Source organism: Streptomyces sp. NBC_00386, from assembly GCF_036063235.1.
Taxonomy (GTDB): Bacteria; Actinomycetota; Actinomycetes; order Streptomycetales; family Streptomycetaceae; genus Streptomyces.
Window position 1 is genome coordinate 8,852,697 of the sequence record NZ_CP107950.1, and the last position, 22,461, is coordinate 8,875,157.

Sequence of the window (22,461 nt, forward strand, 5' to 3'; positions counted from 1 at the left end):
GGGTACATGGGCCATCGCCTCGAGGACATGAGCGCACCCGCCCGGCTGGCCGGCCCGGAGGAGGGCATCAGCGCCCAGGAGCTGGCCCTCGCCGCCCGGAACCACGGACTGCCGCTGGAGGCGCTGCGCTACGAGGTCACACCGCCGGGGCTGCACTATGTGCTGACGCACTACGACATCCCGTACGCCGAAGAAGCCTCCTGGCGGCTCGTTCTCGGCGGGCGGGTGCAGCGCCCGCTGCTGCTCGGAGTCGACGAGCTGAAGGCGTATCCCGCGGTGAGGCAGCGGGTGACCATGGAGTGCGCGGGCAACGGGCGGGCCCTGCTGACACCCCGGCCGGTCAGCCAGCCGTGGCTGGTGGAGGCGGTCGGAACGGCCGAGTGGACGGGTGTGCCGCTGCGCCTGCTGCTCTCCGAGGCCGGGGTCGAACCGGACGCGGTGGACGTGGTGTTCACCGGAGCCGATCACGGTGTGGAACGCGGGGTCGAGCAGGACTACCAGCGTGCCCTTCCGCTGGACGTGGCGCGCGGCGACGAGCCCGAGGTCCTGGTGGTCTACGCGATGAACGGAGCCCCGCTGCCACCGCAGCACGGGCATCCCCTGCGGCTCGTGGTGCCGGGCTGGTACGGCATGGCGCACGTGAAGTGGCTCCGGGACATCACGGTGACGAGCGCGCCGTTCCGGGGATTCCAGCAGGCCGTGGCGTACCGGCTGCGGCAGGAGGCCTCCGACGAGGGTGAGCCGGTCACCCGGATCGCCCCGCGCGCCCTGCTGGTCCCGCCGGGCTTCCCCGACTTCATGTCGCGGGAGCGGGCGGTCCCGCCGGGCGTCGTCACCCTGACGGGACGGGCCTGGTCGGGGCGCGCGCCCGTGACCGGCGTCGAGGTCAGCACGGACGAGGGGCGCTCCTGGCACCCGGCACGGCTGGACCCGCCGAACGCCGACCGGTGGGCCTGGCGCGCGTGGAGCTTCACGTGGACGGCGACCCCCGGCCGTCATGTCCTCAGTGCGCGCGCCACCGATGCCGAAGGCCACACGCAGCCGGTCGAACAGCCGTGGAACCGCGGGGGCTTCGTGAACAACCTGGTCCAGCGGGTCCCCGTGCACTGTCTGGATCCCGGCGACGACGGACGAGGCCGCTGACGGCGACCCACGCCCAGGCGGTCCGGGCGACGCGGCACGGGGACGGACGCGAGGGCGGGGGCGGTTCCCGCCCGGGACCCGCTTTCGCTCCCGCTCCCGCCCCCGCTCCCGCGACGCGGCGTCGGTCAGCTGAACGGGTCCAGCGTGACGAACGCCTGCTGCGGATTGCCGTCGTTGACGAGGGACTCGTGGTTCCCGACGTCGTCGAACGCGAACGCGTAGGCCTTGCCGTCGGCCATCTGAGCGTGGATGGCGCGGGCGTACTGGTTGGTCACCGCGTCCGCGTAGAAGTTCGCGGACGAGGTGTCCGGCTGGTTGGGGTTGGTCAGCAGCGTGGTGCGGTTGAACCCCGCGCACAGCGTGCGTGAAATGGGCCCGCGCACCAGGTCGTTGGGCGCGTCGAGCCGCTTGTAGCAGCCGAAGACGCTGTCCGAGTCCGGTTTCTGGAAGCTGGTGACGACCGCTCCGGAGCTGTTGGTGAAGTTCATGACGCCACCGGAGACCCGGCCGAAGTACTTGGTGTTCGGCTGGTCGCCGAAGGGTGTCACCGTCAGCGTCGACGAACCGTACTTCTGCCAGACGCGGTTGATGTAGTCGTCCATGACGCCGGCCGGGAGCGCGCCCGCCTCGATGCCGTGCCCCGGGGCGAGTGCCCGCAGCACGGTGCCGTCGGACCGGGTCTGGATGAGGTTCGCCCACCCGCCCGGCCGACTGCGCAGCGCGCTGAAGAAGCCGTTGTAGCCGCCGGCCTTGAGGTGCCCGGTGCTCTTCGTGGTCCCGTCGGCGAGCTTGACTCCGACGGCGTACGGGGCGGAGAACATGTCGACCTGGGTGCTGTTGATCCACAGACCGGAGTCGTTGAGCGTGTACTCGGACCAGTTGAAGAGGATGTTGCGGTTCGGGTCGCTCGGATTCTGGACGGCCGGCTGCACGAGACCGCCGGTCGTCACCCGGAAGTCGAGCTTCTGCCCGAAGGAGAAGTAGAGCCGCCCGGAGAACTTGGGGAGCCGGATCGTCTTCGACTGACCGTTGGCCGGTCCCGTGATCGACGCGTCGGGCGCGGGCGTCGGCGGGTTGCCGCCCACGGGCCACGCGTGGAAGGTGCCGTTCGTGTCGGCCCAGCCCTGTCGTCCGGTCGAGAGCTCGGTGCCGAGGTCGTAGATGTAGACCTGGTCACCGCGGCCGGAGTTGTTGGTGAAGGTGAGGGGGATGGTCGCCGGTACCGCGGCTTCGGCGCGGGAGGGCGCGCCGAAGGTGAGCAGTGCCGCGGTGAGTGTGGCGCAGGCCAACGCCCAGGCGGGCCATCTGATGTGTACGCGCACTCTCTGCCTCCTTGATGTGGGGGTTCAGCGAGGTGGATGCACGCGGACGCGGCTCGTCCGCTTCCTTTTGAGAGCGCTCTCAGAATCCTGCCGGGCGGCAGGCGTGTCAACGATTCGCGCAGCATTGGTCCGGTCCAACTCGCCTCGCGGTGGGGAGGGTTGAGCGCACGCGAGGGGTTGACCCCCAGGGGTGGTCGCTGGTTCAGTGGCTCATCCACTCAGCCACTTGCCCGGAGGGGGAAACGTGGAGGCTCTGCCCCGCGAGACCATCGTGGACGTCCTGGAGGACCGGCTGCGGACGGACATACTCGACGGCCGTCATCCGGCGGGGAGTTACCTTCCCCCCGAGCGGCGGCTGGCCGACGGGTACGGCGTCACGCGCACCACGCTCAAGCACGCCTTCGGACGGCTCGTGCAGGCCGGACTGCTGGAGACCCGGCACGGAGTGGGCACCCGGGTGCGGGACTACGCCCGGCTCGGCGGGGCCGATCTCCTGCCCATGCTCGTGCGGCACGACGCCGGCTGGGTGCACGAGGTGTTCGAAGTGCGGCGCGGGGTGGGCGCGTTGATCGCCGAGCGGGCCGCCGAGCGTGGCACCCGCCCCCAACGGGCCGAACTCGGCGCGCTGCTCGCGGCCGTACGGCGGGCCGAGGGTACCGACGCGGTCCAGCTGGCCGACGTCGAGGTGCACCGCGCGCTGGCCCGCGCCACCGGAAACCGCGTGTACGTCCTGCTCACGAACACCCTCTTCAACGCCTACCTGCCGGTCCGTTCCCTGCTCAAGGGGCCCTTCACCGACCCGGAGGCCGCCTACGAGAGGCTCGCACCTCTCGTGGAGGCCGTCACCGCCGGTGATGCCCGGCGAGCGCACGAGGCGGCCGACACCTATCTGCGGGCCACCGAACGCATCATGCTGGACGGCCTCAAGTGAGGGGCACGCGGTTCACGGAGACGATGCTCGGCACCGTCCGCCTCGACGGCGAACCGGGCCACCGGCGCATCCGGCTCGACCTGCGCGCCGTCGCCGACCAGGTCCTGCTCCCGCACCGGACCACCCCGGCCCGCCTGACCGGCCGGGTACGCATCGCCGGACACACCGACGACCCGCGCGCCGAAGGCGAGTTGGAGGTGTCGCCGATCGCCCGGCGGCGCATTCGCTACCGGCTCACCTTCACCTCCGACGGGCGCCGCCTCACCCTGGACGGCTGGAAGTCGGTGACACCCCGCCGTCCCCTCACCTCCATGACCGTGCTGCCGTTCACCGTCCACGAGGGCCCGGCGCGGGTGGGCGAGGGCGTCCTGCGCTTTCCCCTGGCCACCGGCCTTCTCCCCTTCCTGCTCGGATTCCGCTTCCCGCGCCGCGAGGACCCCGCGGAACACACGGCCCCGCGATGGAACGGCACCCCGGGCCGCACGGAGGTCTGGTACACCACCCTCACCGACCCGGCGACCGGTACCGGGGTCTGGCTGCACCACGAACTCACCGCACCCGCCGACGGATCCGAGCCGTTCGCCCACGGCTGGGCCGCGGTGTTCCCCCGCGAGGGCGAGGTGCGGCACGCCCGCTTCGGACCCGTCCCCTGGACCCGGCCGGCCGACGGATTCACGGCCGAGGACGTCACCAGCGGCGGCGGACAACTCGCCGGCAGCGCGGGCGACTTCCACTGGAGACTCATCGAACAACCCCAGGGAACACCACTGTTCACCTTCCCCCGATGGTCCTGGCGCCGCCCTGTGCTGCCCGCGGCCCAGATGCTGCCGGCCGCCCGCGCCACGTACGAGGGCGAATTCTCGTACGGGGAAACGACCTTGAACCTGCGCGCCGCGCCCGGAGCCTCGGCCCGGATCTACGGGCACGGCAATGCGCAGCGCTGGACCTGGCTGCACGCGGACCTCGGCGACGGAGACGTCCTGGAGATCGTCGCCGCCGTGTCCACCCGGCCCGCCCTGCGCCGGCTGCCCCCGCTCGTCTTCCTGCGCCTGCGCCGGGACGGCCGCACCTGGCCACGGCGACCGGAGCGCTCGGCCATCGGCCGGGTGGGACTCGGCCGCTTCCGGGCCGCCATGGGCCTGCCCGAGTGGACGGTCACCGGCCGGACGGCTCTGCGCCGCATCCGCGTCGAGGTGCGCCAGCCCCCGGAACGGACCCTCACCCTCGAATACCGCGACCCGGACGGCGCCCGCGCCGTCTGCCGCAACAGCGAGTCCGCCGACGCCCGAGTCGTCCTGGAACGCTGGTGGGGCCACTGGCGCCCGGAAGCCACCTGGGAACTCGACGGCACCGCCCACGCCGAGGCGGGCGAACGATGACCGCCGACGGGCTCGTCGCCGCGCTGCTCGCCGACGAGGGCGGCCCCGCATGGCCCGCCCGTGTGCCGCACCGCCTCGATTCCGTGCTCGCAGCGCTTCCCCGGCCCGCCCGCGCCGCAGTACGCACCGCCGTCGCCGCCGTGGAGTCGTACACCCTCGCGCGCACCGGCAGACGTCTGGCGGCGCTTCGCCCCGAGGAACGCGAGGAGGTACTCCGCTCGCTGGCCCGGCGACCCCGGCTCGCCCCGCTCCTCGACCTCCTCAAGGTTCCCGTCCTGCTGGCCGCGGGCACCGAACGGACGCAGGCCCGGCCCGCCCCCGGGGCCGTCCCCCAGGATCCGCCCCTCGACTGCACACCGGCCGAGGAATGGCCCGCCCGCACCACCGCCGACGCGGTCGTCGTCGGCTCCGGCGCGGGCGGCGCCATGGTCGCACGGACCCTCGCGCGCGCCGGGCTGGACGTCGTCGTCCTGGAGGAGGGCAGGCACCACCCGACGGCCTCCTTCGGCCGCCGGGCGCCCCTCGACCGGTTCACCGAGCTGTACCGGGACGGCGGCGCCACGGTGGCCCTCGGCAGGCCGCCCGTCCTGCTGCCCGTCGGCCGCGCCGTCGGCGGTACCACCGTGGTCAACTCCGGCACCTGCTACCGCACACCGGACCACGTACGGGAGCGCTGGCGGAGCCTGTTCGGGTTCGCGCTCGCCGACCGCCTCGGCCCCTTCCTCGACGAGGCCGAGCGCACCCTGCGCGTGGCGCCCCAGCCCCTCGACGTCCTCGGCAACAACGGGCTGCTCACCCTCACCGGCGCCGGACGGCTCGGCTGGCGGGCCGCCCCGCTGCGCCGCAACGCCCCCGGCTGCAAGGGCTCCTGCCAGTGCGTCGTGGGCTGCCCCACCGGAGCCAAGCAGAGCGTGCAGCTGTCCGTCCTGCCCGACGCCTGCGCCGCCGGTGCCCGGATCGTCACCGGCGCGCGGGTCCACCGCATCCTGCTGGACCACGACGTTCCCGGCCCGCCACGCGCCGCCGGAGTCCGGGCGCGCCGCCCCGACGGCGGCGAACTGGAGATCCTCAGCCCCCTCGTCGTGACGGCCGCCGGCACCCTCCAGACCCCACCCCTGCTGCGCCGCTCGGGCCTCGGCGGACATCCCCGACTGGGCCGCAACCTCAGCGTGCACCCGGCCACCAGCGTCGCCGGACGCTTCACCGAACCGGTGACGGCCTGGCGGGGCGTCCTTCAGAGCGTCGGGGTCGAGGAACTCCACGCACAGGGGATCCTCGTCGAGGCGACCGCGAGCCCACCCGGCATGAGCAGCTTCGTCCTGCCCGGCCTCGGCCGGGAACTGCGGCGCGAACTGGAGGGATCGGACCATCTGGCGACCCTCGGCGCCATGATCGCCGACCGTCCCTCGGGGCAGGTCAGGGGCCGGGACCGCACGCTCGTCCGCTACGACCTCGACCCCCGCGACGGCGACCGCCTGATGACCGCCGTACGTGCCATGGGCCGCCTGCTCTTCGCCGCCGGGGCGACGGAGGTCCTCACCGGAATCCCCCGCGCGCCCCGCGCCCGTTCACTCGACGCGCTCGACGAACTGCTCACCTCGGCCGGGGCCCGTGATCTGCACGTGTCGGCGTTCCACCCGACCGGCACCGTGGCCGCGGGCGACGATCCGCAGCGGGCACCCGCCGACCCCGAGGGCAGGCTCCGCGGTGTCCGCGGAGTGCTCGTCGCCGACGGTTCCGTCCTCCCGTCCTGCCCGGAGGTCAACCCGCAGCTCAGCATCATGGCGGCGGCCCTGGCGGTCTCGGACGCGTGGCTCGACGGAGCACGGCACGGGGGCTGAACCGTCGTGCGCCACCCCAATGGGCCCCCGTGGTTCGCCCTGGCCGGGCGTGGCGCGGAGCATGAGGGAGTCCGTAAGGCAGGAAGAGGACGAGCCCCCGTGCCCCGTACGGCAGGAAGAGGACGAGCCCCCATGAGCAGACGTGTTCCCCACGGCCGGAGCGGATCACGGCGTGTCGCTGCCCTGTTGTCCGTGATCGCGTGCTGCTCCGTTCTCGTCTCGTGCAGCTCCGACGACGGCGGCGGCAGCAGTACGGCCTCCATCACCCCGCCGAACAAGTCCGACTTCACGGGGTCGGCGCCCTCCGCCATCGCCTCGGCGGCCTCCTCGATCATCGCGTCGGCCAGCGAGCGGGCGTCGTCGGCGGCGGCCTCCGTGGAGGCCAGGGCCTCGGAGTTCGCGGCCTCGGTCTCCGCCGACACCGTCCGCGCCGCGGCCACCGCCGAGAAGGAGCTGAAGGGCGTCCAGGGCAGCGGCAACGCGACGTCCGACGTCAGCATGAAGGGCGTGCCCACGGCGGAGACCGGCGGGCTGCGGGCCGTCCTCGTCACCATCACCAACACGACCGGCAAGACCGCCTCGTACGCCGTGCAGGTCGACTTCAAGAACCCCGACGGCAAGGTCGTGGAGACGAAGTTCGTAGGCAAGGAGAACCTGGAGCCGGGGAAGAAGGCGACGCCGATCGTGATCAGCAGGCAGCCCGCGGAGCCCCAGCTCACCGCCGTGCTGGTCAAGGCCCAGCGCTACTGACACGGGCGGACGCGGACGAACACGGGCGTCGGCCACGTCCTCGCCCCGGGAAGCCCGTCCTCCTGTCGGGAACGGGCTTCCCGGGGGCGCGCCGGTGGAAGCCGTGCCGGGCGAACGGTCAGGGATACGAGACCACGGTGGACGGCACGGTGGAGGTGCCCGAGGTGGGGGCGCCCGTGTCGTTGATGACGCGCTCGTACTGTCCGTTGCCGCCGAGCGAGACGACCAGCAGATCGTGGAACTTCACGCCCGGCCTGTTCGGCGCCGCGAAGCCGTGGTGCTGGACGATCGTCGGAGCGACGTTGTAGTAGCAGTAACTGCCCAGTCCCCAGCCTTCATGAGTGGTCACGGAGTCGGCGACCTTGTAGGCCGCGTACCCCTTGACGCTCCCGTTCTGGATGGCGGCCTGGTTCGGCGCGTCGTACGCCTTCTCGTTCTGGAAGAAGATCGTGCGGCCCCGCTGGCCGTACCACTGCACGTCGTACTTGTTGAAGTGCTCGACGAAGAGACCCGTGGCCAGGACGTCGTCGCCGTTGACGCGGATGCCGTAGTCGGCCCGGTTGGTGTCCCAGCCGACGCCGGTACCGTGGTCGGCCCGCCAGACCCAGGTGTGGTCGACGATTGTGTGCCGGCTGTTGACGACCATGCTGGTCGTCGCCTTGCCGGCACCGGCTCCGCCGATACGGACGAAGACGTCCTGCACGGTGGTGGGATTGGCCGAGTGGTCCGCCGAGGCCCCGGCCGGACCGATCTCCAGGAGGGTCGTGGAGTTGACCGGCCCGGCGTCGATCAGGAAGCCGGCCAGCCGGACGCCGTCCACGTCGGCCGTCCTGAGCACGGTGACGCCGTTGTCCGGGATCAGCGTGGCGTAGCCGAGACCGAGGACCACGGTTCCCGCGCGGTTCACCTGGATCGGCTGGTCCAGGTGGTAGATCCCCGGAGTCAGCAGCAGATGGAGACCTTGCGTGAGCGCGGCGTTCAGGGTGGCGGCGGTGACACCGGGCTTGGCCACGTAGAACTGGCCGAGCGGCAGGGAGGAGCCGCGCGGGGTGCCGTTGCCCCAGGTGACGCCGCGCGCGTTGGTGCGCTTCTCCGGCAGGAACACCCGGTACTCACTGCCGTTGAGGTACAGGAACGGCTTCTCGCGGGACACCGGTGTGGTGTCGAGCGTCGTGTACGGAGGGTTCGGGAAGGACTGGGCGGGCGCCCCCTGGACGCCCGAGAACACCATGTTCCAGACGGCGTTGACCCAGCCGCCCACCGAACTGTCGCGGGTGTACCACTGCTGCTGCGAGTACGGTCCGACCGAGCCGTCGATCCGGCTGTCGGCGATGTAACCGCCGCTGGCCCAGCCGTAGCCGTCGGGCGCCAGGTTGAGGCCGCCCTTGACGTGCATACGACGGAACGGAGCGGCCTGTGCCACCGCCCACCGGTTCGTGCCGCTGACCGGGCTGAGGGCGAGATTCTCCGCCGAACGCCAGAAGTTCTGGGTGGCGTTGCCGTTGAACCAGCCGGCGTCGACGGTCACGTCACCGTTGATCGTCGTGTCGTCCGGTGACAGACCGAGGCCCGCGATCGAGGTGTAGAAGCCGAGCTGGGCGTTGAGCCCGTTGTACGTGCCCGGCTTGAACAGGAACGCGTAGCGGCCCGTGCCGAACTGCGCCGACTCCTGCTGCCGGAAGATCTGGTCGAGCCGGGTCTGGATCCCCGGCGTCGAGGGATCGAACACGATGACGTTCGGGCCGAGATCACCGCCGCCGGGAAGCGCCGACGGCTGCCGGGCGGGGGAGACGGACTCGGCGGGCGAGGCGGGTACGGCGGACGCCGGTGAGGACAGCGCGAGCAGTCCGGGCGCCGCAGCGCCGGCCGCCATCGCTCCGAGGACGGTGCGCCGCGCGACGGGGGAACGGCCGGAGTCCGGGACGTCTGTGGGGGTTGGAGGCATGGGGGGCGACTCTCCTGGTTCAGAAAGTGAACGATGGGAGGTACGGGGGAGCGCTCTCTCGCCGATGCATGCTTCATCCAGGTGAACGACGCGTCAAGAGTTGTGACCGCAGTCCCGGATGTTGTTGCACGGCGAAGGGCAACACGGTGTGGATTTGGGATGGTTCACCGCTCTATGGGATCACTCGAAGATCGATGACGGGTACGGAGCTGTATTCAAGAGGTGAGCGCACGACTGTCGCGTGATCCTTCGTCAACTCCCTTGACACTCCCGCGCGACCGCCACAACACTCCTCGGCGGGAGAGCGCTCTCCCGTTCCCTCGGCACATGTGATGGACCGTCACGCGGGCGGCCCGGCGGCACCGTGCTCATCGCCGCTCACGGCCGTCCGACCCCCACCGTCCCCATCGACGTGGCAGGAGGTCTCCATGGCACGGAGATCGAAGATCGTTTCAGGAATCCTGATGTCCGGCGCGCTGGTGCTGACCTCGCTCGGCCTGGCCGGAGTGGCGATGAGCGCCGACCCCCCGTCCCGCCCGGCGGCGTCCGTGGCCGGTGCGCCGGCCGTGCACGCGGCGCACGCGATGGCCGCCTCCACGCTCTCCTCGCCCGAGGACCCGGACGGCGACGGCTACATCCCGGCGAACCCGCAGGTGACCGGGGTCGTCCCGTCCAAGGCGGAGCCGACGCACCGCTACTTCCACGAGTTCCAGGCGAACTGTTCGGTGTCCCACACCCGGCCGGACGACCCGATCGTCTACCCCGGTCAGCCGGGCAAGTCGCACGACCACACCTTCATGGGCAACACCACCACGAGCGCGGCCAGCACCACCGCCTCGCTCGACGCCGGCGGGACCACCTGCCGGGCCCCCGGTGACAAGTCGGCCTACTGGATGCCGACCCTGCTCAACGGCAACACGCCCGTGCTGCCGGTGGGCCCCCAGGTCATCTACTACAAGGCCGGGGTCACCGACTACACCAGTGTGCGCCCCTTCCCGAAGGGTCTGCGCTTCGTCGTCGGCAGTCCCATGCAGTCGGCGGCCGAGTTCCGCAACCACCGCGGCTTCGTGGAGGGCTGGGAGTGCGGCGACAGCTTCTTCAACATCGAGTTCCCGCAACAGTGCCCGAACAGGGCCGACGTCCAGCTCAACATCCGTTTCCAGGCGCCCAGTTGCTGGGACGGCAAGTATCTGGACACCCCCAACCACCAGAGCCACATGGCCTATCCGGTGGTCAACCCCGGTACCAACAACAACATCTGCCCGGACGACCACCCGGTCGCGCTGCCGATGATCGAGTTCAAGATGGCCTTCCCGGTCAACGGTGACATGTCGCAGGTCAGGCTGGCCAGCGGCTCCGGCCACTCCTTCCACTACGACTTCTTCAACGCGTGGGACCCGGCGACACAGAAGGCGCTCGTCGACCACTGCGTCGTCGGCGGGCTCCAGTGCGACGCCCGCGGCTACGACCAGACGCATCCCGAGGCGGGCGCGGCACTCGACGCGAACTACCGGCTTCCCTGAGGCGGCACCTCCCGCCGGCCGGTACATGGCCCCGGCCGGCGGGACCCTCGGACCACCCGGCTCACATCCCCTGATCTTCCCCCCCACCCGTACACCGGACGGACTCTCATGACCGGATCCCGTACCACCCGGCGCCGTGTCGCGGCGCCCCTCACCGCGGGCCTGCTCGCCGCGGGAGCACTCGTTCTGCCCTCCCAGCCGGCCCAGGCGGCCGGCGGCGTCGTCAAGGTCACCGGCTCGCAGGGCAACTGGCAGCTGACCGTCGACGGAAGCCCGTACCAGATCAAGGGCCTCACCTGGGGGCCGGCCGTCGCCGACGCGGGGCGCTACATGCCCGACCTGAAGTCGATGGGCGTCAACACCGTCCGAACATGGGGCACCGACGCCTCCAGCAAGCCCCTGTTCGACGCGGCGGCGGCCCAGGGAATCAAGGTGATCGGCGGCTTCTGGCTGCAGCCCGGAGGAGGTCCCGGCAGTGGTGGTTGTGTGAACTACCTGACGGACACCGGCTACAAGAACCAGGTGCTCACCGAGTTCCCCCAATGGGCCGCCGCCTACAAGGACAACCCGGGCGTCCTGATGTGGGATGTCGGTAACGAGTCCGTGCTCGGACTCCAGAACTGCTACAGCGGCGCCGAGTTGGAGCGCCAACGGGACGCCTACACCACCCTCGTGAACGACATCACCAAGAAGATCCACGCCGTCGACCCCAACCACCCCGTCACCTCGACCGACGCGTGGACCGGCGCCTGGCCCTACTACAAGCGGAACGCGCCCGATCTGGACCTGTACGCGGTCAACGCCTACAACGCGGTCTGCGACATCAAGTCGGCCTGGCAGCAAGGTGGTTACACCAAGCCCTACATCGTCACCGAAACCGGCCCCGCGGGCGAGTGGGAGGTGCCGGACGACGCCAACGGCGTCCCCGCCGAACCGGCCGACCGGGCGAAGGCCGACGGCTACACCCGAGCGTGGAACTGCGTCACCGGACACCAGGGCGTCGCGCTCGGTGCCACGATGTTCCACTACGGGACCGAGTACGACTTCGGCGGCATCTGGTTCAACCTGCTGCCCGCGGGCGAGAAGCGGCTGTCGTACTACGCCGTGAAGAAGGCGTACGGCGCGGACACCTCCCGGGACAACACCCCGCCGGTCATCTCCGACCTGACCGTGGAGGGGGACGCGGGCAAGGTGCCCGCCGGGCGCGACCTCACGCTCTCCGTCAAGGCCACGGACCCGAACGGTGATCCGGTCACGTACGAGGTGCTGGACAACAGCATGTACATCGACCAGGGCAAACAGCTGAACCCGCTGCCCTTCACCGACCTCGGCGGCGGCCGGCTCCGCGTCACCGCGCCGGACCGGCCCGGAGTCTGGAAGTTCTACGTCAAGGTCAAGGACGGCAGGGGCAACGTCGGTGTCGAGACCCGGTCCGTGCGGGTGGTGCCGCCCGTCCCGAGCGGAACGAACATCGCGCTCGGCCGGCCGGCCACCGCCTCCTCGTTCCAGACCGGCGGCGGCGACTGTCCCTGCACCGCGGCCGGTGCCGTGGACGGCAACCTCAACACCCGCTGGGCCAGCGACTGGAGCGATCCCCAGTGGCTGCGGGTCGACCTCGGCGCCCGTACCCCGTTCCGCCATGTGCAACTGGTCTGGGAGACCTCGTACGCCAAGGCCTACACCGTGCAGACCTCGGACGACGGGCAGAACTGGACCACCGTCCGCACGGTCACCGACGGCAACGGCGGAGTGGACGACCTCGATGTCACCGGGGCGGGTCGCTACGTACGGGTGAACGGCACCGCGCGAGGAACCGGATGGGGTTACTCGCTCTACGAGTTCGGCGTCTACAACTGAGTCGAACACCGACGGGGAGAGCGCTCTCCGGGAAATGAGGCCGCACTTGACGGAGAAGACGGACGACGAGGCGGAACGCGAACGGCTCCTCGGCAAGCTGACCCTCCGCCAGAAGGTCCGGCTGCTGACCGGTGCGACCACCTGGCGCACCAGGGCCGAACCAGCCCTGGAACTGAGGGAGATGGTCCTGTCGGACGGTCCCGCCGGAGTGCGCGGGCAGTCCTGGGACGAGCGCGATCCGGCCCTGCTCCTGCCCTCGGCGTCCGCGCTCGGCGCCCTGTGGGACGAGGAACGGGTGGAGCGTCTCGGCGGGCTGCTCGCCGCCGAGGCGCGCCGCAAGGGTGTCGACGTCGTCCTCGCACCCACCCTCAACCTCCACCGGACACCGCTCGGCGGGCGGCACTTCGAGTGCTTCTCCGAGGACCCCGAACTGACCGGCCGCACCGGCGCCGCGCTCATCCGGGGCATCCAGGCACACGGAGTGGCCGCCACCGCCAAGCACTACGTGGCCAACGACTCCGAGACCGACCGGCTGACCGTCGACGTACGGGTCTGCGAGCGGGTCCTGCGGGAGGTGTATCTGACACCGTTCGAGGCGGCCGTCGAGGCCGGCGTCCGGGTCGTCATGGCCGGGTACAACGGCGTCAACGGCACCACGATGACCGCCAGTTCCCTGCTTCACGAACCCCTCAAGGGGGAATGGGGCTTCACCGGCGTGGTGGTGTCCGACTGGGGCGCGGTGCGGTACGGGGAACCGGCCGCCCGCGCCGCCCTCGACCTCGCGATGCCGGGGCCGGAGAGCGCCTTCGGCGAGGAACTGGTGCGGGCGGTGGAAGAGGGGCGCGTTCCGCGGAACGCCGTCGACGACAAGGTGCGGCGGCTGCTCGGGCTCGCCGCCGCGTGCGGCGCGCTGGGGGAGCCGCCGCGGGACGCACCGCCCGCCACCGGCCGGGGCGAGGCCCGCGCGCTGCTGCGCGGGGCCGTGGCCGCGAGCACCGTCCTGCTGCGCAATCGCGGTGTCCTCCCGCTCGATCCCGCCGGGTTGCGCACCGTCGCGGTGATCGGCGCGCACGCGGCCCTGCCGCGGGTCCAGGGCGGCGGCAGCGCGGGAGTCTTCCCCGAGCGGGTCGTCACTCCGCTGGAGGGGATCAGGGCCGCGCTCGGCGACGGCGTACGCGTCGTCCATGTGCCGGGCCCCTCGGCCGACGCGCCCGCGCCACCCCTGGCCCCGGACCTGTGCGCCGATCCGGAAACCGGCGACCCCGGTGTCCGGCTGCGCGTGCTCGACGTGGCGGGGCGTGAACTGCTCTCCGAACACCGCCTCGGAGGACGCCAGTTGGAGCCGCCGCTGCCGCCGGGTGCGCACACCGTCGAGATCGCCGCCCTTCTGCTTCCGGGGATGTCGGGGCGGTGGACGCTCGGAGTCGGCGGGTTCGGGCGCCTGAGCATCACGGTCGACGAACGCGTGCTCCTGAAAGGGGAGTTCGGCAAGGAGACCGATGATCCGGCGGTCGTCCACGTGAACCCGCCCGTCCACGGTGCGCCCGTCCGGCTCACGGCGGGACGCGCGGTGCGCGTGGTGGCCCGCCGCGAACTCGCCCCGGGCACCGGCCGGGCCACCGTCGTCACCGCGGCCCCGCCACCCCCCGACGACGGTCCGGCCCTGGCCGGCGCGGTGCGGGCGGCCCGCGACGCGGACGCGGCGATCGTGGTCGTCGGCACCACCGAACACGGCGAGTCCGAGGGATACGACCGGACGGACCTCGGGCTCGGCGGACGCCAGGACGAGCTGGTCCGCGCGGTGACCGCCGCCGAACCGCGCACGGTCGTCGTCGTCAACAGCGGCGGACCGGTCGAACTGCCCTGGCGCGCGGCGGCCGGTGCCGTCCTGCTGACCTGGTTCCCCGGCCAGGAGGGCGGCGCGGGCCTCGCCGACGTGCTGTTCGGCCGCGCCGAACCCGGCGGGCGGCTGCCCACGACCTGGCCGGCGACCCTCGCCGACGCGCCGGTCACCCGCACCCGGCCCGAGGACGGACACCTCGACTACACCGAGGGCCTGCACATCGGCTACCGCGCCTGGGCACGCCACGACCGCGAACCCGCCTACTGGTTCGGGCACGGACTCGGCTTCACCACCTGGGCGTACGAGGGGCTGGACGTCCCCGACGACATCGTGGCCGGCGAGCCGTTCACCGTGCGGGTCGAGGTACGCAACACGGGTCCCCGGCGCGGCCGCGAGGTCGTCCAGGTCTATCTCGCCGGGCCCCCCGGCCCGCCGGACCGCCCGGAACGCTGGCTCGCCGGGTACGCAGCGGTGAGCGCCGAACCGGGCGAGCGGGCGACGGCGTCGGTGCGGATACCGCCCCGGGCGCTGCGCCACTGGGCCGAGGACGAACACGCGTGGCGCACGCGGCTCGGCGCCTACCGCGTGCTCGCCGGCAGCTCCGCGGGCGCCCTGCCGCTGACGGCCACCGCCCTGGTCCGGCCCCCTGGCTGAGCGCCGGGGGCGGGGGAGAGCGCTCTATCCCGGGGCGGTGCCGTGCCGTTAGGGTGCCGCCATGAGCAGACAGGCTCCCACGCTGGAGGATGTCGCGCGGGTGGCCGGAGTCTCCCGCGCGACCGTGTCCCGGGTCATCAACGGTGTCCGCAATGTCGACCCCGGAATCCAGGAGGTGGTGCGCCAGGCCATCGAGCGGACCGGATACGCGCCCAACCGGGCCGCCAGATCGCTGGTGACCCGGCGCAGCCAGACGGTGGCGCTGATCGTCTCCGGCGCGGGCGACACCCCGGGGGAGGCGCAGAACGCCTTCGCGGCACGGGTGTTCGCGGACCCCTTCTTCGGACGGGTCGTCAGCGGCGTTGTGGGATACCTGCGTCCACGCTCGATGCATCCGCTGCTGATGTTCGCCGAATCCGCGGAGACCAGGAGCCAGGTGCTGGCCGACCTCCGGCAGGGCAGCGCGGACGGCGCCCTCGTCGTCTCCACCCACGCCGACGATCCGCTGCCCGCCCTGCTCGCCGACGCGGGCCTGCCCGCCGTCCTCTTCGCCCGGCCCTCCCGCCCCGTGCGGCTCAGCTATGTCGATCTCGCCCACCGCGAGGGGGCGCGACTGGCGGCCGAACACCTGCTGAACCGGGGCTGCCGGCGGATCGTCACCGTCACCGGGCCGCTCGGCGTCGCCGCGAGCCAGGACCGGCTCGCCGGGTTCCGCGACACGATGGCCCGCAGCGGTCACCCGTACGTCCCGGTCGCCGAGGGCGGGTTCACGCTGGACAGCGGCATGGCGGCGATGTCCGGCCTGCTGTCCGAACACCCGGATGTGGACGGGGTGTTCGCCGCCAACGACCTGATGGCCCAGGGCGTGTGCCAACTGCTGCGGGAGCGGGGCAGACAGGTGCCGGACGATGTCGCGGTCGTCGGCTTCGACGACTCCAGCGTGGCCGTGACCTGCCGTCCTCCGCTGACCACGGTGCGCCAGCCGGTGGAGGAGATGGCCGCGGCGATGGCCGCCCTCCTGGACGAGCACATCCAGGGCGTTCGCACCGAACCCACGTCGCTGATCTTCGACCCGGAACTCGTGGTCCGCGCCTCGGCGTAGGACTGGTCCGACAAGGCCTGGCCGGGTCACGCCCGCCGGCCGGTGCGGGAGCGAGTCCTCGGCATGTCCTGTCGCGTGTCCGCCGTCCCCGCCGGTGACGGAGACTGGACCGGCAAGGATGGACGAGCACCCGGCCGGGCAGACGGGCCGGCGACGGAAGGCAGGCGGATGACCCACCCGATCACCGTGGGCGTGGACGGATCACCCGAGAGCAGGGCGGCGCTGGCCTGGGCGGGCCGTGAGGCCGTCCGCCGGGGTGTGGCCCTGCGGGTGGCGTACGCCTGGCACTGGCCGCCGCACGACATGGTCGGCGGTGGTGACCGGGAGGACCAGGCACGATCGGCCCGCGGCATGATCGAGGACGCGGCCCGCACGGTCACCGGCCGGCACGAGGGTCTGCCGGTGACGGTCGACGTGATCGACTCCGTCGACGGCGACGTGGTGCAGGCGTTGCTGGGCGTCGCGGCCGACACGCAGACCCTGGTCCTCGGCTCGCGCGGATACGGCGCGTTCGTCGGCTTCCTGCTCGGTTCCGTCGGACAACGGGTGATCGCCGAGGCGTCCTGCCCGGTGGTGCTGGTGCGTTCGGAGGACCGGCCCGAGGACGAGGCGGGCGGACGCGAGATCGTCGTGGGCCACCAGGGCGGACCCGAGGACGACGCGGGTCTGCGTTTCGCGTTCGAGACCGCGGCGGCCCGTGGCGCGGCGGTGCGGGCCGTACGGGCGTGGAGCCTGCCGCCGGTGTTCGCCTACAGCCCCGGTTCGCTGAAGATGCTCGACGAGGCCGGCGGCCTGGAGCCGTACGAGAGGAAGGCGCTGGCCGAGGCGCTCCTGCCGTGGCGCGAACGCTTTCCCGAGGTGCCCGTCACCCAGCACATCGAGATGGGCAGCGCGGGCCAGGTGCTGCTGTCCCTCTCCGACCGGGCCCAGTTGCTGGTCGTCGGCCGCAGGGCCGACCGCTCCGCGGTGGGCGTCCGGATCGGTTCGGTGGCCCACGCGGTGATGCATCACGCGCCCTGCCCGGTGGCGGTCGTTCCGCACGCCTGACCCGGCACCGGGCCGTCGGACCCCGCCGCGGACTTCCCCGGGTCGAGAGCCGGCCGGGGGAGCCCGGGCCGAGACCGGCCGGGTGCGCGTCGAGCGGGACCGGTGATGTCGAACGGGACCGGTGACGTGGAGCGGGGCGGGACGACGCGCCCGGGCCGGACGGCGGTTACTCGTTGTCGGCCCGGGACATGCGCAGGGCGAGATCCTGGAGCAGATCGGCCGTCGAGACGTCGGTGCGCCCGGAGTCGTGGAGGTCGGCGAGCTCGGAGAAGAGGAACGCGAAGGCGCCCACCAGCGAGATGGCGGCGGGCAGGTAGGCGTCCGCGACCGCCTGCCCCGCCTCGGCGGGGCCGGCGTCACCGGGCACCTCGACACGCGGGAACACCTCGGTGACGAGAGCGCCCAGGTTGTTCTCGGCCGATTCGACTCCGGCCTCCTCGTCCTGGGCGATCCTGCGCACCATGGCGTTGGTCTCGGTGAGCACGCCGATGGCGCGCAGGATGATCTCCGTCTGTTCCATGCCGTGAGCCTAGACGGGCGAAGCCCCGCTGTGACCAGGACCTTGGTCTCGGGATGGTAGACAGTGCCCATGAACGACAACTCCCGCGCCCGCCGGGCCCGCGCGCGATGACCGCCGGCATCGACACCCCCGACCGCCGGGGCCGGACGGGACTCGACCGGACGGGCCGCGACCTGACCGGCAACCCCCGGGTCAGGATCCGCGACGTGCAACTTCTGTCCTGCCACTGGTACGTGGAGCGCACCACCACCTTCGACCTCCGGCTCGCCGACGGGACCTGGAGCACCCAGGAGCGCGAGACCCACGACCGCGGCAACGGAGCCACCCTCCTGCTGTACGACACCGAGCGTGAAACCGTGCTGCTGACCAGGCAGTTCCGCTATCCCGTGTATGTCAACGGGCACCCGGACGGCATGCTGGTCGAGACACCCGGCGGTCTCCTCGACGAGGAGGACGAGCACCCCGAGGACGCCGTACGGCGCGAGGTCATCGAGGAGACCGGGCACACCGTCGGCGCGGTGGAACACGTCTTCGACGTCTACATGAGCCCGGGTTCGGTCACCGAACGGGTGAGCTTCTACGCCGCCTCCTACGGCCCGTCCACCCGCACCCACGAGGGCGGCGGACTCGACGAGGAGGGGGAGGACATCGAGGTGGTCGAACTGCCCTTCCGCGAAGCCCTGTCGATGATCCGCACCGGGGAGATCGCGGACGCCAAGACGATCATGCTGTTGCAGTGGGCCGCCCTGGAGGGGCCCTTCGCCAAGGCTTGACCTCAAGAGCACTCCAACAACCAGACTCCCGTTCGGGCCCGCGGACTTCGGGCCCGAACGGGAGGGAACACCATGCGCTACCGCACGATCGGCACGGACCCGGCGACCCGCCGCGAGGTGAGTGTGCTCGCGCTCGGTGCGATGCTGTTCGGCTCACTGACCGACGAGAAGACGTCGTTCGCCGTACTGGACCGCTATGCCGAGGCCGGCGGCAACTTCATCGACACCTCGGACAACTACGCCTTCTGGACCGACGGCGGGCAGGGCGGCCAGAGCGAGGAACTGCTCGGACGCTGGCGGCGCAGCCGCGGTGTCGGCGACGGGATCGTCCTCGCCACCAAGCTCGGCGCACGCCCGCTCGCCCCGGGTACCGGCTACGTCGACAACCCCGAGGGGCTGTCGGCCAAGGTGATCCGCGAGGCCTCCGAGCGGAGCCGGGAACGCCTCGGCGTGGAGAAGATCGACCTTCTGTACGCGCACATAGAGGACCGCACCGTCGAACCGGGCGAGACCGTCCAGGCGTTCGCCGAACTCGTCGCGGGAGGCAGCGTCGGACTCCTCGGGGTGAGCAACCACGCCGTCTGGCGTGTGGAGCGGGCCCGCGCCCTGGCCGCCCTGGCCGGACTGCCCGGCTACGAGGTCCTCCAGTACCACCACAGCCTGCTGCGCCCGCGCTCCGACGTACCCGGCGGGCTCTTCCCCGAGGGCGGACTCGGCGCCGCGACCGGTGAACTCCTCAGCTACCTGGGGGCGGAGCCCGGGCTGACGCTGGTCGCCTACTCGCCGCTGCTGGGCGGCGCCTACGGGCGCCGGGACAAGCCGCTGCCGTCCGACTACGACCACCCGGGAAACACCGCCCGGCTCACCGTGCTCAAGGAGGTGGCGAAGGAGACGGGGGCGACCCTCAACCAGGTCGTGCTGGCCTGGCAGATGGGCGGCGAGCTGCCGGTGATCCCGCTGGCCGGCGCCTCCTCGGTGGCCCAGCTGGAGGAGAACCTGGCCGCGGTGGACCTGGAGCTCACCCCGGACCAGCGGGCCCGTCTGGACGCGGCCCACTGACATCGGTCGGGCCCACTGGCATCGGTCGGGCCCACTGACCTTCGTCAGGCCCACTGACATCCGTCCGGCCCGTGTCACCGTGAGCGGTCCGGACGGGTGTCCGCCCCGGGCGTTCACCCCTCGCCGGGCGGCCGGCGGGTGGTGAGCAGCAGCGCGATGTCGTCGGGGCGCTCGTTGGCCCTCCGGGCGTCCGCGGTGAGCAGGTCGGCTGCGCTGGACAGGGACGGACCGCCTGCCGTGCGGTGCCGCGGGGGGTCCGCGTCGGCCAGGGTCGAGCGAAGGGCCTCGATCCCGTCGTCGATGTCCGTGCCGGGCCGCTCGACCAGCCCGTCCGTGTACAGGGCCAGTACGGCCTCGGGTTCCAGCACCAGGTCCGTCACGGGGTAGTCGGCGTGCGGGTCCACGCCCAGCACCACACCGCCCGGCAGGTCCAGAACCTCGGTGCGGCCGTCGGGGTGGCGCAGCAGCGGCTGCGGATGCCCGGCCCGCGCCGCCTGCGCGACACCGGTCAACGGATCCACCCGGACGTAGCAGCAACTCGCGAACTGGCCCGGATCGAGGTCGATGAGCAGCCGGTTGGTGCCGCTCATCACCTCGTCCGGAGGATGGTCACCGAGGGCGAACGCCCGTACCGCGCTGCGGAGTTGACCCATGGTTGCGGCGGCCTGGACGCCGTGGCCCTGGACGTCCCCGATGACGAGGGCGAGCCCGTCGCCGGCCTCGACGACGTCGTACCAGTCGCCGCCCACGTCCATGCCGACGGTGCCGGGCAGATAGCGGCCCGCCGTCTCCACGAGGGGGTGTGCCGACAGCCGGTGCGGCAGCAGGGCCTCCTGGAGCCCGCGGGCGAGCGCCGCCTCGCTGTCGTAGCGCCTCGCCCGTTCCAGGGACTGCGCGATCAGCCCGGCGAGCGCGGTGAGGACCGTACGTTCCTCGGTGCTGAAGCCGCGCGGCCGGTCGAACCCGAGGATGCAGGAGCCGACCGGTCGTCCGGAGGCGATCAGCGGAAGGAAGGCACGGGCGCCGACGGTGGCGTCCAGGGAGATGCCCGGATAGGCGGCGGCGAGCTGTTGCATCGACTCGAAGAAGAGCGGCCGGCCGCTGGTGAGCGACTCGACCCCGGGCAGTTTGGCGTCCAGGCCCACACCGTCGAAGGGAGCGAGGAACCCTTGCGGGAAGCCGGTCTCCCAGGCCAGATAGAGCCTGCGGTCCTGGAGCAGATAGATGGCCAGGCGGCGGCTGCCGAACGCGGGCAGCAGCTCGCGCATCACCACCTCGGACACCTGCCGCGCGGTCACCGCCTCGGTGAGCGCGATCGCGAGAACGATGGGCCGGTACTGCGGTGCCGTGCCCGGGGCACCGGTGTCGGGCTCTTCGGTCCCGGCCCCTGCGGCCTGCGTCGCCTCCAGGTCGAACGGGGCATTCCCGGTGGCCCCCGAGGCCCGTCCCAGAGGCGTGATCTTGCAGGTCACCCCGTGCGGTCCGGGATAGACGGAGAAGCTCAGCCAGGTTCCCGTCAGGTGTCCCGGAGTCGTCGCGGTGCCGTGTCCCAGCGGGCTGCGGGCCCGGAAGTGCACCGGGTCCGGTGAGAACAACGCGCTGCGCAGGTGATCCTCGTAGGCGGGGTGGTCCATCCAGGGCACCGCGTCCCACAGCAGCCGCCCCATCAGCTCGGCGCGCGGGCGGCCGAGCAGCTCGGCGGCGCGCGGGTTGGCGTAGGTGATCAGCCCGATCCGGTCGATCGAGAAGACACCCTCGGGGAGCTGGTCGGCCGCCCCGTCCGCCGCCGGCCCCGGTCCCGGGTCGACGAGCGCGCCGCTGACCCGGAACGGCGGATCGTGCGTTCCTCCCGCTGTCCACAGTTCGAGGAGCCGCAGTCCGCCGTTGCCGGTCCGTACGGGCAGGGGATGGGGCGGGGGCCGGCCGGCGGCGGTCTCGCGCAGGGCGGCCAGCAGCAACCGGGGATCGTCGTGGGCCAGCGCGTCCGCGAAGGCCTCGGGGGTGCCCGCGAAATCCTCCTGGGGTATTCCCAGCAGCGCCCACAGGGCGTCGTCCGCGAGCAGCGTGCCGTCCTCCGGATCCCAGGTGAAGCCCCCGACGCACCGGGTGGACGGGCCGTCGACCGGCGGCCGGGTTCCGAGGGGGTCGCCGTCCCACAGGACCGAGGACCCGTCCTTGTCCAGCTTCGCCAGGGCGGCTCCGAGCTCCGCCGCCACCGCCGTCATCCGGGTGCGGTCCGGCAGGACTTCGGTGGCGTCGGAGGCAGGCGGGCGCAGCACCGTCAGGACGCCGTACGGGGTGGAGTCGCTCACGACCGGCACGTAGAGCGAACCGAACTGGAACGGCAGTCCCGCCGCGAGCTGCGGATAGCGGCGCATCGTCTCCGTCGGATCGGCGAGCAGCACCTCGACACCGAGCCGATGTGCGTCCGCGACCGGGAACGGCCGGTCCACGTGCATCCGCGACCAGGGGCGGAAGAGGGGCCCCGGCAGCCCCGCGAGCACGGCGAGACGCAGCAGGCCGGGCGTGCCGGAGCGCAGGTACACGCCCCCCGCGAAGCCGCGGGCGGCCCGGATCGCGTCCGTCACCGCGTCACTGAGCAGGGAGGTCAGGCTGTCCAGCGCCTGGCCCTCACGCTCGGCGCTCCCTGTCATCGATCTGCCCTCGTCCGCCCGCCACCAGGGGGATAACACAGCAAGAATGCGCCTCTCGGGCCGTTCACCGCACCTCGACGTCCTCCGCGGCACCGGGAGGTGAGGCCATTCTTCCCGG

Annotated in this window: 16 protein-coding genes; 12 read left to right on the top strand and 4 right to left on the bottom strand. The window is 72.2% G+C overall.

The features are described 5' to 3' along the window. Window positions 1–6: 6 nt before the first annotated feature. Window positions 7–1,143, top strand: a complete 1,137-nt coding sequence (locus OG780_RS38705) for a sulfite oxidase (RefSeq protein WP_328456199.1) — start codon at window positions 7–9, stop codon at window positions 1,141–1,143. Between the two features lie 125 nt (window positions 1,144–1,268). Here the strand turns inward: OG780_RS38705 and OG780_RS38710 are convergent, their stop codons facing one another. Then, entirely contained in the window at window positions 1,269–2,465 is a 1,197-nt protein-coding gene (locus tag OG780_RS38710) for a glycoside hydrolase family 64 protein (protein ID WP_443062261.1), read from the bottom strand. A gap of 244 nt (window positions 2,466–2,709) precedes the next feature. Here OG780_RS38710 and OG780_RS38715 point away from each other — a divergent pair, with 244 nt between their 5' ends. The 4 genes from OG780_RS38715 (at window position 2,710) to OG780_RS38730 (ending at window position 7,366) form a co-directional block, all read left to right on the top strand. Beyond that, window positions 2,710–3,396: a FadR/GntR family transcriptional regulator gene (locus OG780_RS38715; RefSeq protein ID WP_328456201.1), complete on the top strand. Its 687-nt coding sequence runs from the start codon at window positions 2,710–2,712 to the stop codon at window positions 3,394–3,396. Then, on the top strand, window positions 3,393–4,775 hold the full coding sequence (locus OG780_RS38720) for a hypothetical protein (protein WP_328456203.1): 1,383 nt from the start codon (window positions 3,393–3,395) through the stop codon (window positions 4,773–4,775). Before OG780_RS38715 ends, OG780_RS38720 begins: the two co-directional genes overlap by 4 nt. Then, window positions 4,772–6,616 carry a GMC family oxidoreductase gene (locus OG780_RS38725; RefSeq protein ID WP_328456205.1) on the top strand — a complete coding sequence of 615 codons (1,845 nt, stop codon included), beginning with the start codon at window positions 4,772–4,774 and terminating at the stop codon, window positions 6,614–6,616. Before OG780_RS38720 ends, OG780_RS38725 begins: the two co-directional genes overlap by 4 nt. A 132-nt stretch (window positions 6,617–6,748) precedes the next feature. Then, window positions 6,749–7,366, top strand: a complete 618-nt coding sequence (locus OG780_RS38730) for a hypothetical protein (RefSeq protein ID WP_328456207.1) — start codon at window positions 6,749–6,751, stop codon at window positions 7,364–7,366. A 118-nt stretch (window positions 7,367–7,484) separates the two neighbouring features. On the opposite strand, the gene OG780_RS38735 is transcribed toward OG780_RS38730, so the two are convergent. Next, the gene (locus OG780_RS38735; RefSeq protein ID WP_328456209.1) at window positions 7,485–9,311 is read right to left on the bottom strand and encodes a coagulation factor 5/8 type domain-containing protein; all 1,827 of its coding nucleotides are present in this window, start codon (window positions 9,309–9,311) and stop codon (window positions 7,485–7,487) included. Window positions 9,312–9,739: 428 nt separating this feature from the next. Between OG780_RS38735 and OG780_RS38740 the strand changes: the two genes are divergently transcribed. The 5 genes from OG780_RS38740 to OG780_RS38760 all read left to right on the top strand — a co-directional run bounded on the left by OG780_RS38740 (window position 9,740) and on the right by OG780_RS38760 (window position 17,337). Then, window positions 9,740–10,834: a DUF1996 domain-containing protein gene (locus OG780_RS38740; RefSeq protein ID WP_328456211.1), complete on the top strand. Its 1,095-nt coding sequence runs from the start codon at window positions 9,740–9,742 to the stop codon at window positions 10,832–10,834. Between the two features lie 108 nt (window positions 10,835–10,942). After that, on the top strand, window positions 10,943–12,691 hold the full coding sequence (locus OG780_RS38745; RefSeq protein WP_328456213.1) for a discoidin domain-containing protein: 1,749 nt from the start codon (window positions 10,943–10,945) through the stop codon (window positions 12,689–12,691). Between the two features lie 34 nt (window positions 12,692–12,725). Further along, window positions 12,726–15,188, top strand: coding sequence for a glycoside hydrolase family 3 C-terminal domain-containing protein (locus OG780_RS38750; RefSeq protein WP_328456215.1), 2,463 nt, complete (start codon window positions 12,726–12,728; stop codon window positions 15,186–15,188). Between the two features lie 61 nt (window positions 15,189–15,249). Then, entirely contained in the window at window positions 15,250–16,290 is a 1,041-nt protein-coding gene (locus OG780_RS38755) for a LacI family DNA-binding transcriptional regulator (RefSeq protein WP_326789731.1), read from the top strand. A 168-nt stretch (window positions 16,291–16,458) separates the two neighbouring features. Beyond that, a complete protein-coding gene (locus OG780_RS38760) occupies window positions 16,459–17,337 on the top strand; it encodes a universal stress protein (RefSeq protein WP_328456218.1) in 879 nt (292 codons plus the stop codon). 166 nt (window positions 17,338–17,503) lie between these two features. Here the strand turns inward: OG780_RS38760 and OG780_RS38765 are convergent, their stop codons facing one another. Continuing rightward, window positions 17,504–17,857 carry a hypothetical protein gene (locus OG780_RS38765; RefSeq protein WP_328456220.1) on the bottom strand — a complete coding sequence of 118 codons (354 nt, stop codon included), beginning with the start codon at window positions 17,855–17,857 and terminating at the stop codon, window positions 17,504–17,506. A 107-nt stretch (window positions 17,858–17,964) separates the two neighbouring features. Here OG780_RS38765 and OG780_RS38770 point away from each other — a divergent pair, with 107 nt between their 5' ends. Continuing rightward, window positions 17,965–18,630 (top strand): NUDIX domain-containing protein, encoded by a 666-nt coding sequence (locus OG780_RS38770; RefSeq protein WP_328456222.1) that lies wholly within the window; start codon window positions 17,965–17,967, stop codon window positions 18,628–18,630. Window positions 18,631–18,702: 72 nt separating this feature from the next. Then, complete coding sequence (locus OG780_RS38775; RefSeq protein ID WP_328456224.1) at window positions 18,703–19,689, top strand: aldo/keto reductase; 987 nt, start codon at window positions 18,703–18,705, stop codon at window positions 19,687–19,689. Between the two features lie 113 nt (window positions 19,690–19,802). Here OG780_RS38775 and OG780_RS38780 read toward each other — a convergent pair whose 3' ends face one another. Beyond that, on the bottom strand, window positions 19,803–22,343 hold the full coding sequence (locus tag OG780_RS38780; RefSeq protein WP_328456225.1) for a SpoIIE family protein phosphatase: 2,541 nt from the start codon (window positions 22,341–22,343) through the stop codon (window positions 19,803–19,805). Window positions 22,344–22,461 lie beyond the last annotated feature (118 nt).

What these genes read in the sequence shown, in the direction of transcription:
- OG780_RS38770 (WP_328456222.1), top strand. Translation starts at nt 17,965, where the DNA reads ATGACCGCCGGCATCGACACCCCCGACCGCCGGGGCCGGACGGGACTC.
- OG780_RS38765 (WP_328456220.1), bottom strand. Translation starts at nt 17,857, where the DNA reads ATGGAACAGACGGAGATCATCCTGCGCGCCATCGGCGTGCTCACCGAG.
- OG780_RS38750 (WP_328456215.1), top strand. Translation starts at nt 12,726, where the DNA reads ATGAGGCCGCACTTGACGGAGAAGACGGACGACGAGGCGGAACGCGAA.
- OG780_RS38725 (WP_328456205.1), top strand. Translation starts at nt 4,772, where the DNA reads ATGACCGCCGACGGGCTCGTCGCCGCGCTGCTCGCCGACGAGGGCGGC.
- OG780_RS38760 (WP_328456218.1), top strand. Translation starts at nt 16,459, where the DNA reads ATGACCCACCCGATCACCGTGGGCGTGGACGGATCACCCGAGAGCAGG.
- OG780_RS38740 (WP_328456211.1), top strand. Translation starts at nt 9,740, where the DNA reads ATGGCACGGAGATCGAAGATCGTTTCAGGAATCCTGATGTCCGGCGCG.
- OG780_RS38755 (WP_326789731.1), top strand. Translation starts at nt 15,250, where the DNA reads ATGAGCAGACAGGCTCCCACGCTGGAGGATGTCGCGCGGGTGGCCGGA.
- OG780_RS38735 (WP_328456209.1), bottom strand. Translation starts at nt 9,311, where the DNA reads ATGCCTCCAACCCCCACAGACGTCCCGGACTCCGGCCGTTCCCCCGTC.
- OG780_RS38745 (WP_328456213.1), top strand. Translation starts at nt 10,943, where the DNA reads ATGACCGGATCCCGTACCACCCGGCGCCGTGTCGCGGCGCCCCTCACC.
- OG780_RS38705 (WP_328456199.1), top strand. Translation starts at nt 7, where the DNA reads ATGGGCCATCGCCTCGAGGACATGAGCGCACCCGCCCGGCTGGCCGGC.
- OG780_RS38775 (WP_328456224.1), top strand. Translation starts at nt 18,703, where the DNA reads ATGCGCTACCGCACGATCGGCACGGACCCGGCGACCCGCCGCGAGGTG.
- OG780_RS38780 (WP_328456225.1), bottom strand. Translation starts at nt 22,343, where the DNA reads ATGACAGGGAGCGCCGAGCGTGAGGGCCAGGCGCTGGACAGCCTGACC.
- OG780_RS38730 (WP_328456207.1), top strand. Translation starts at nt 6,749, where the DNA reads ATGAGCAGACGTGTTCCCCACGGCCGGAGCGGATCACGGCGTGTCGCT.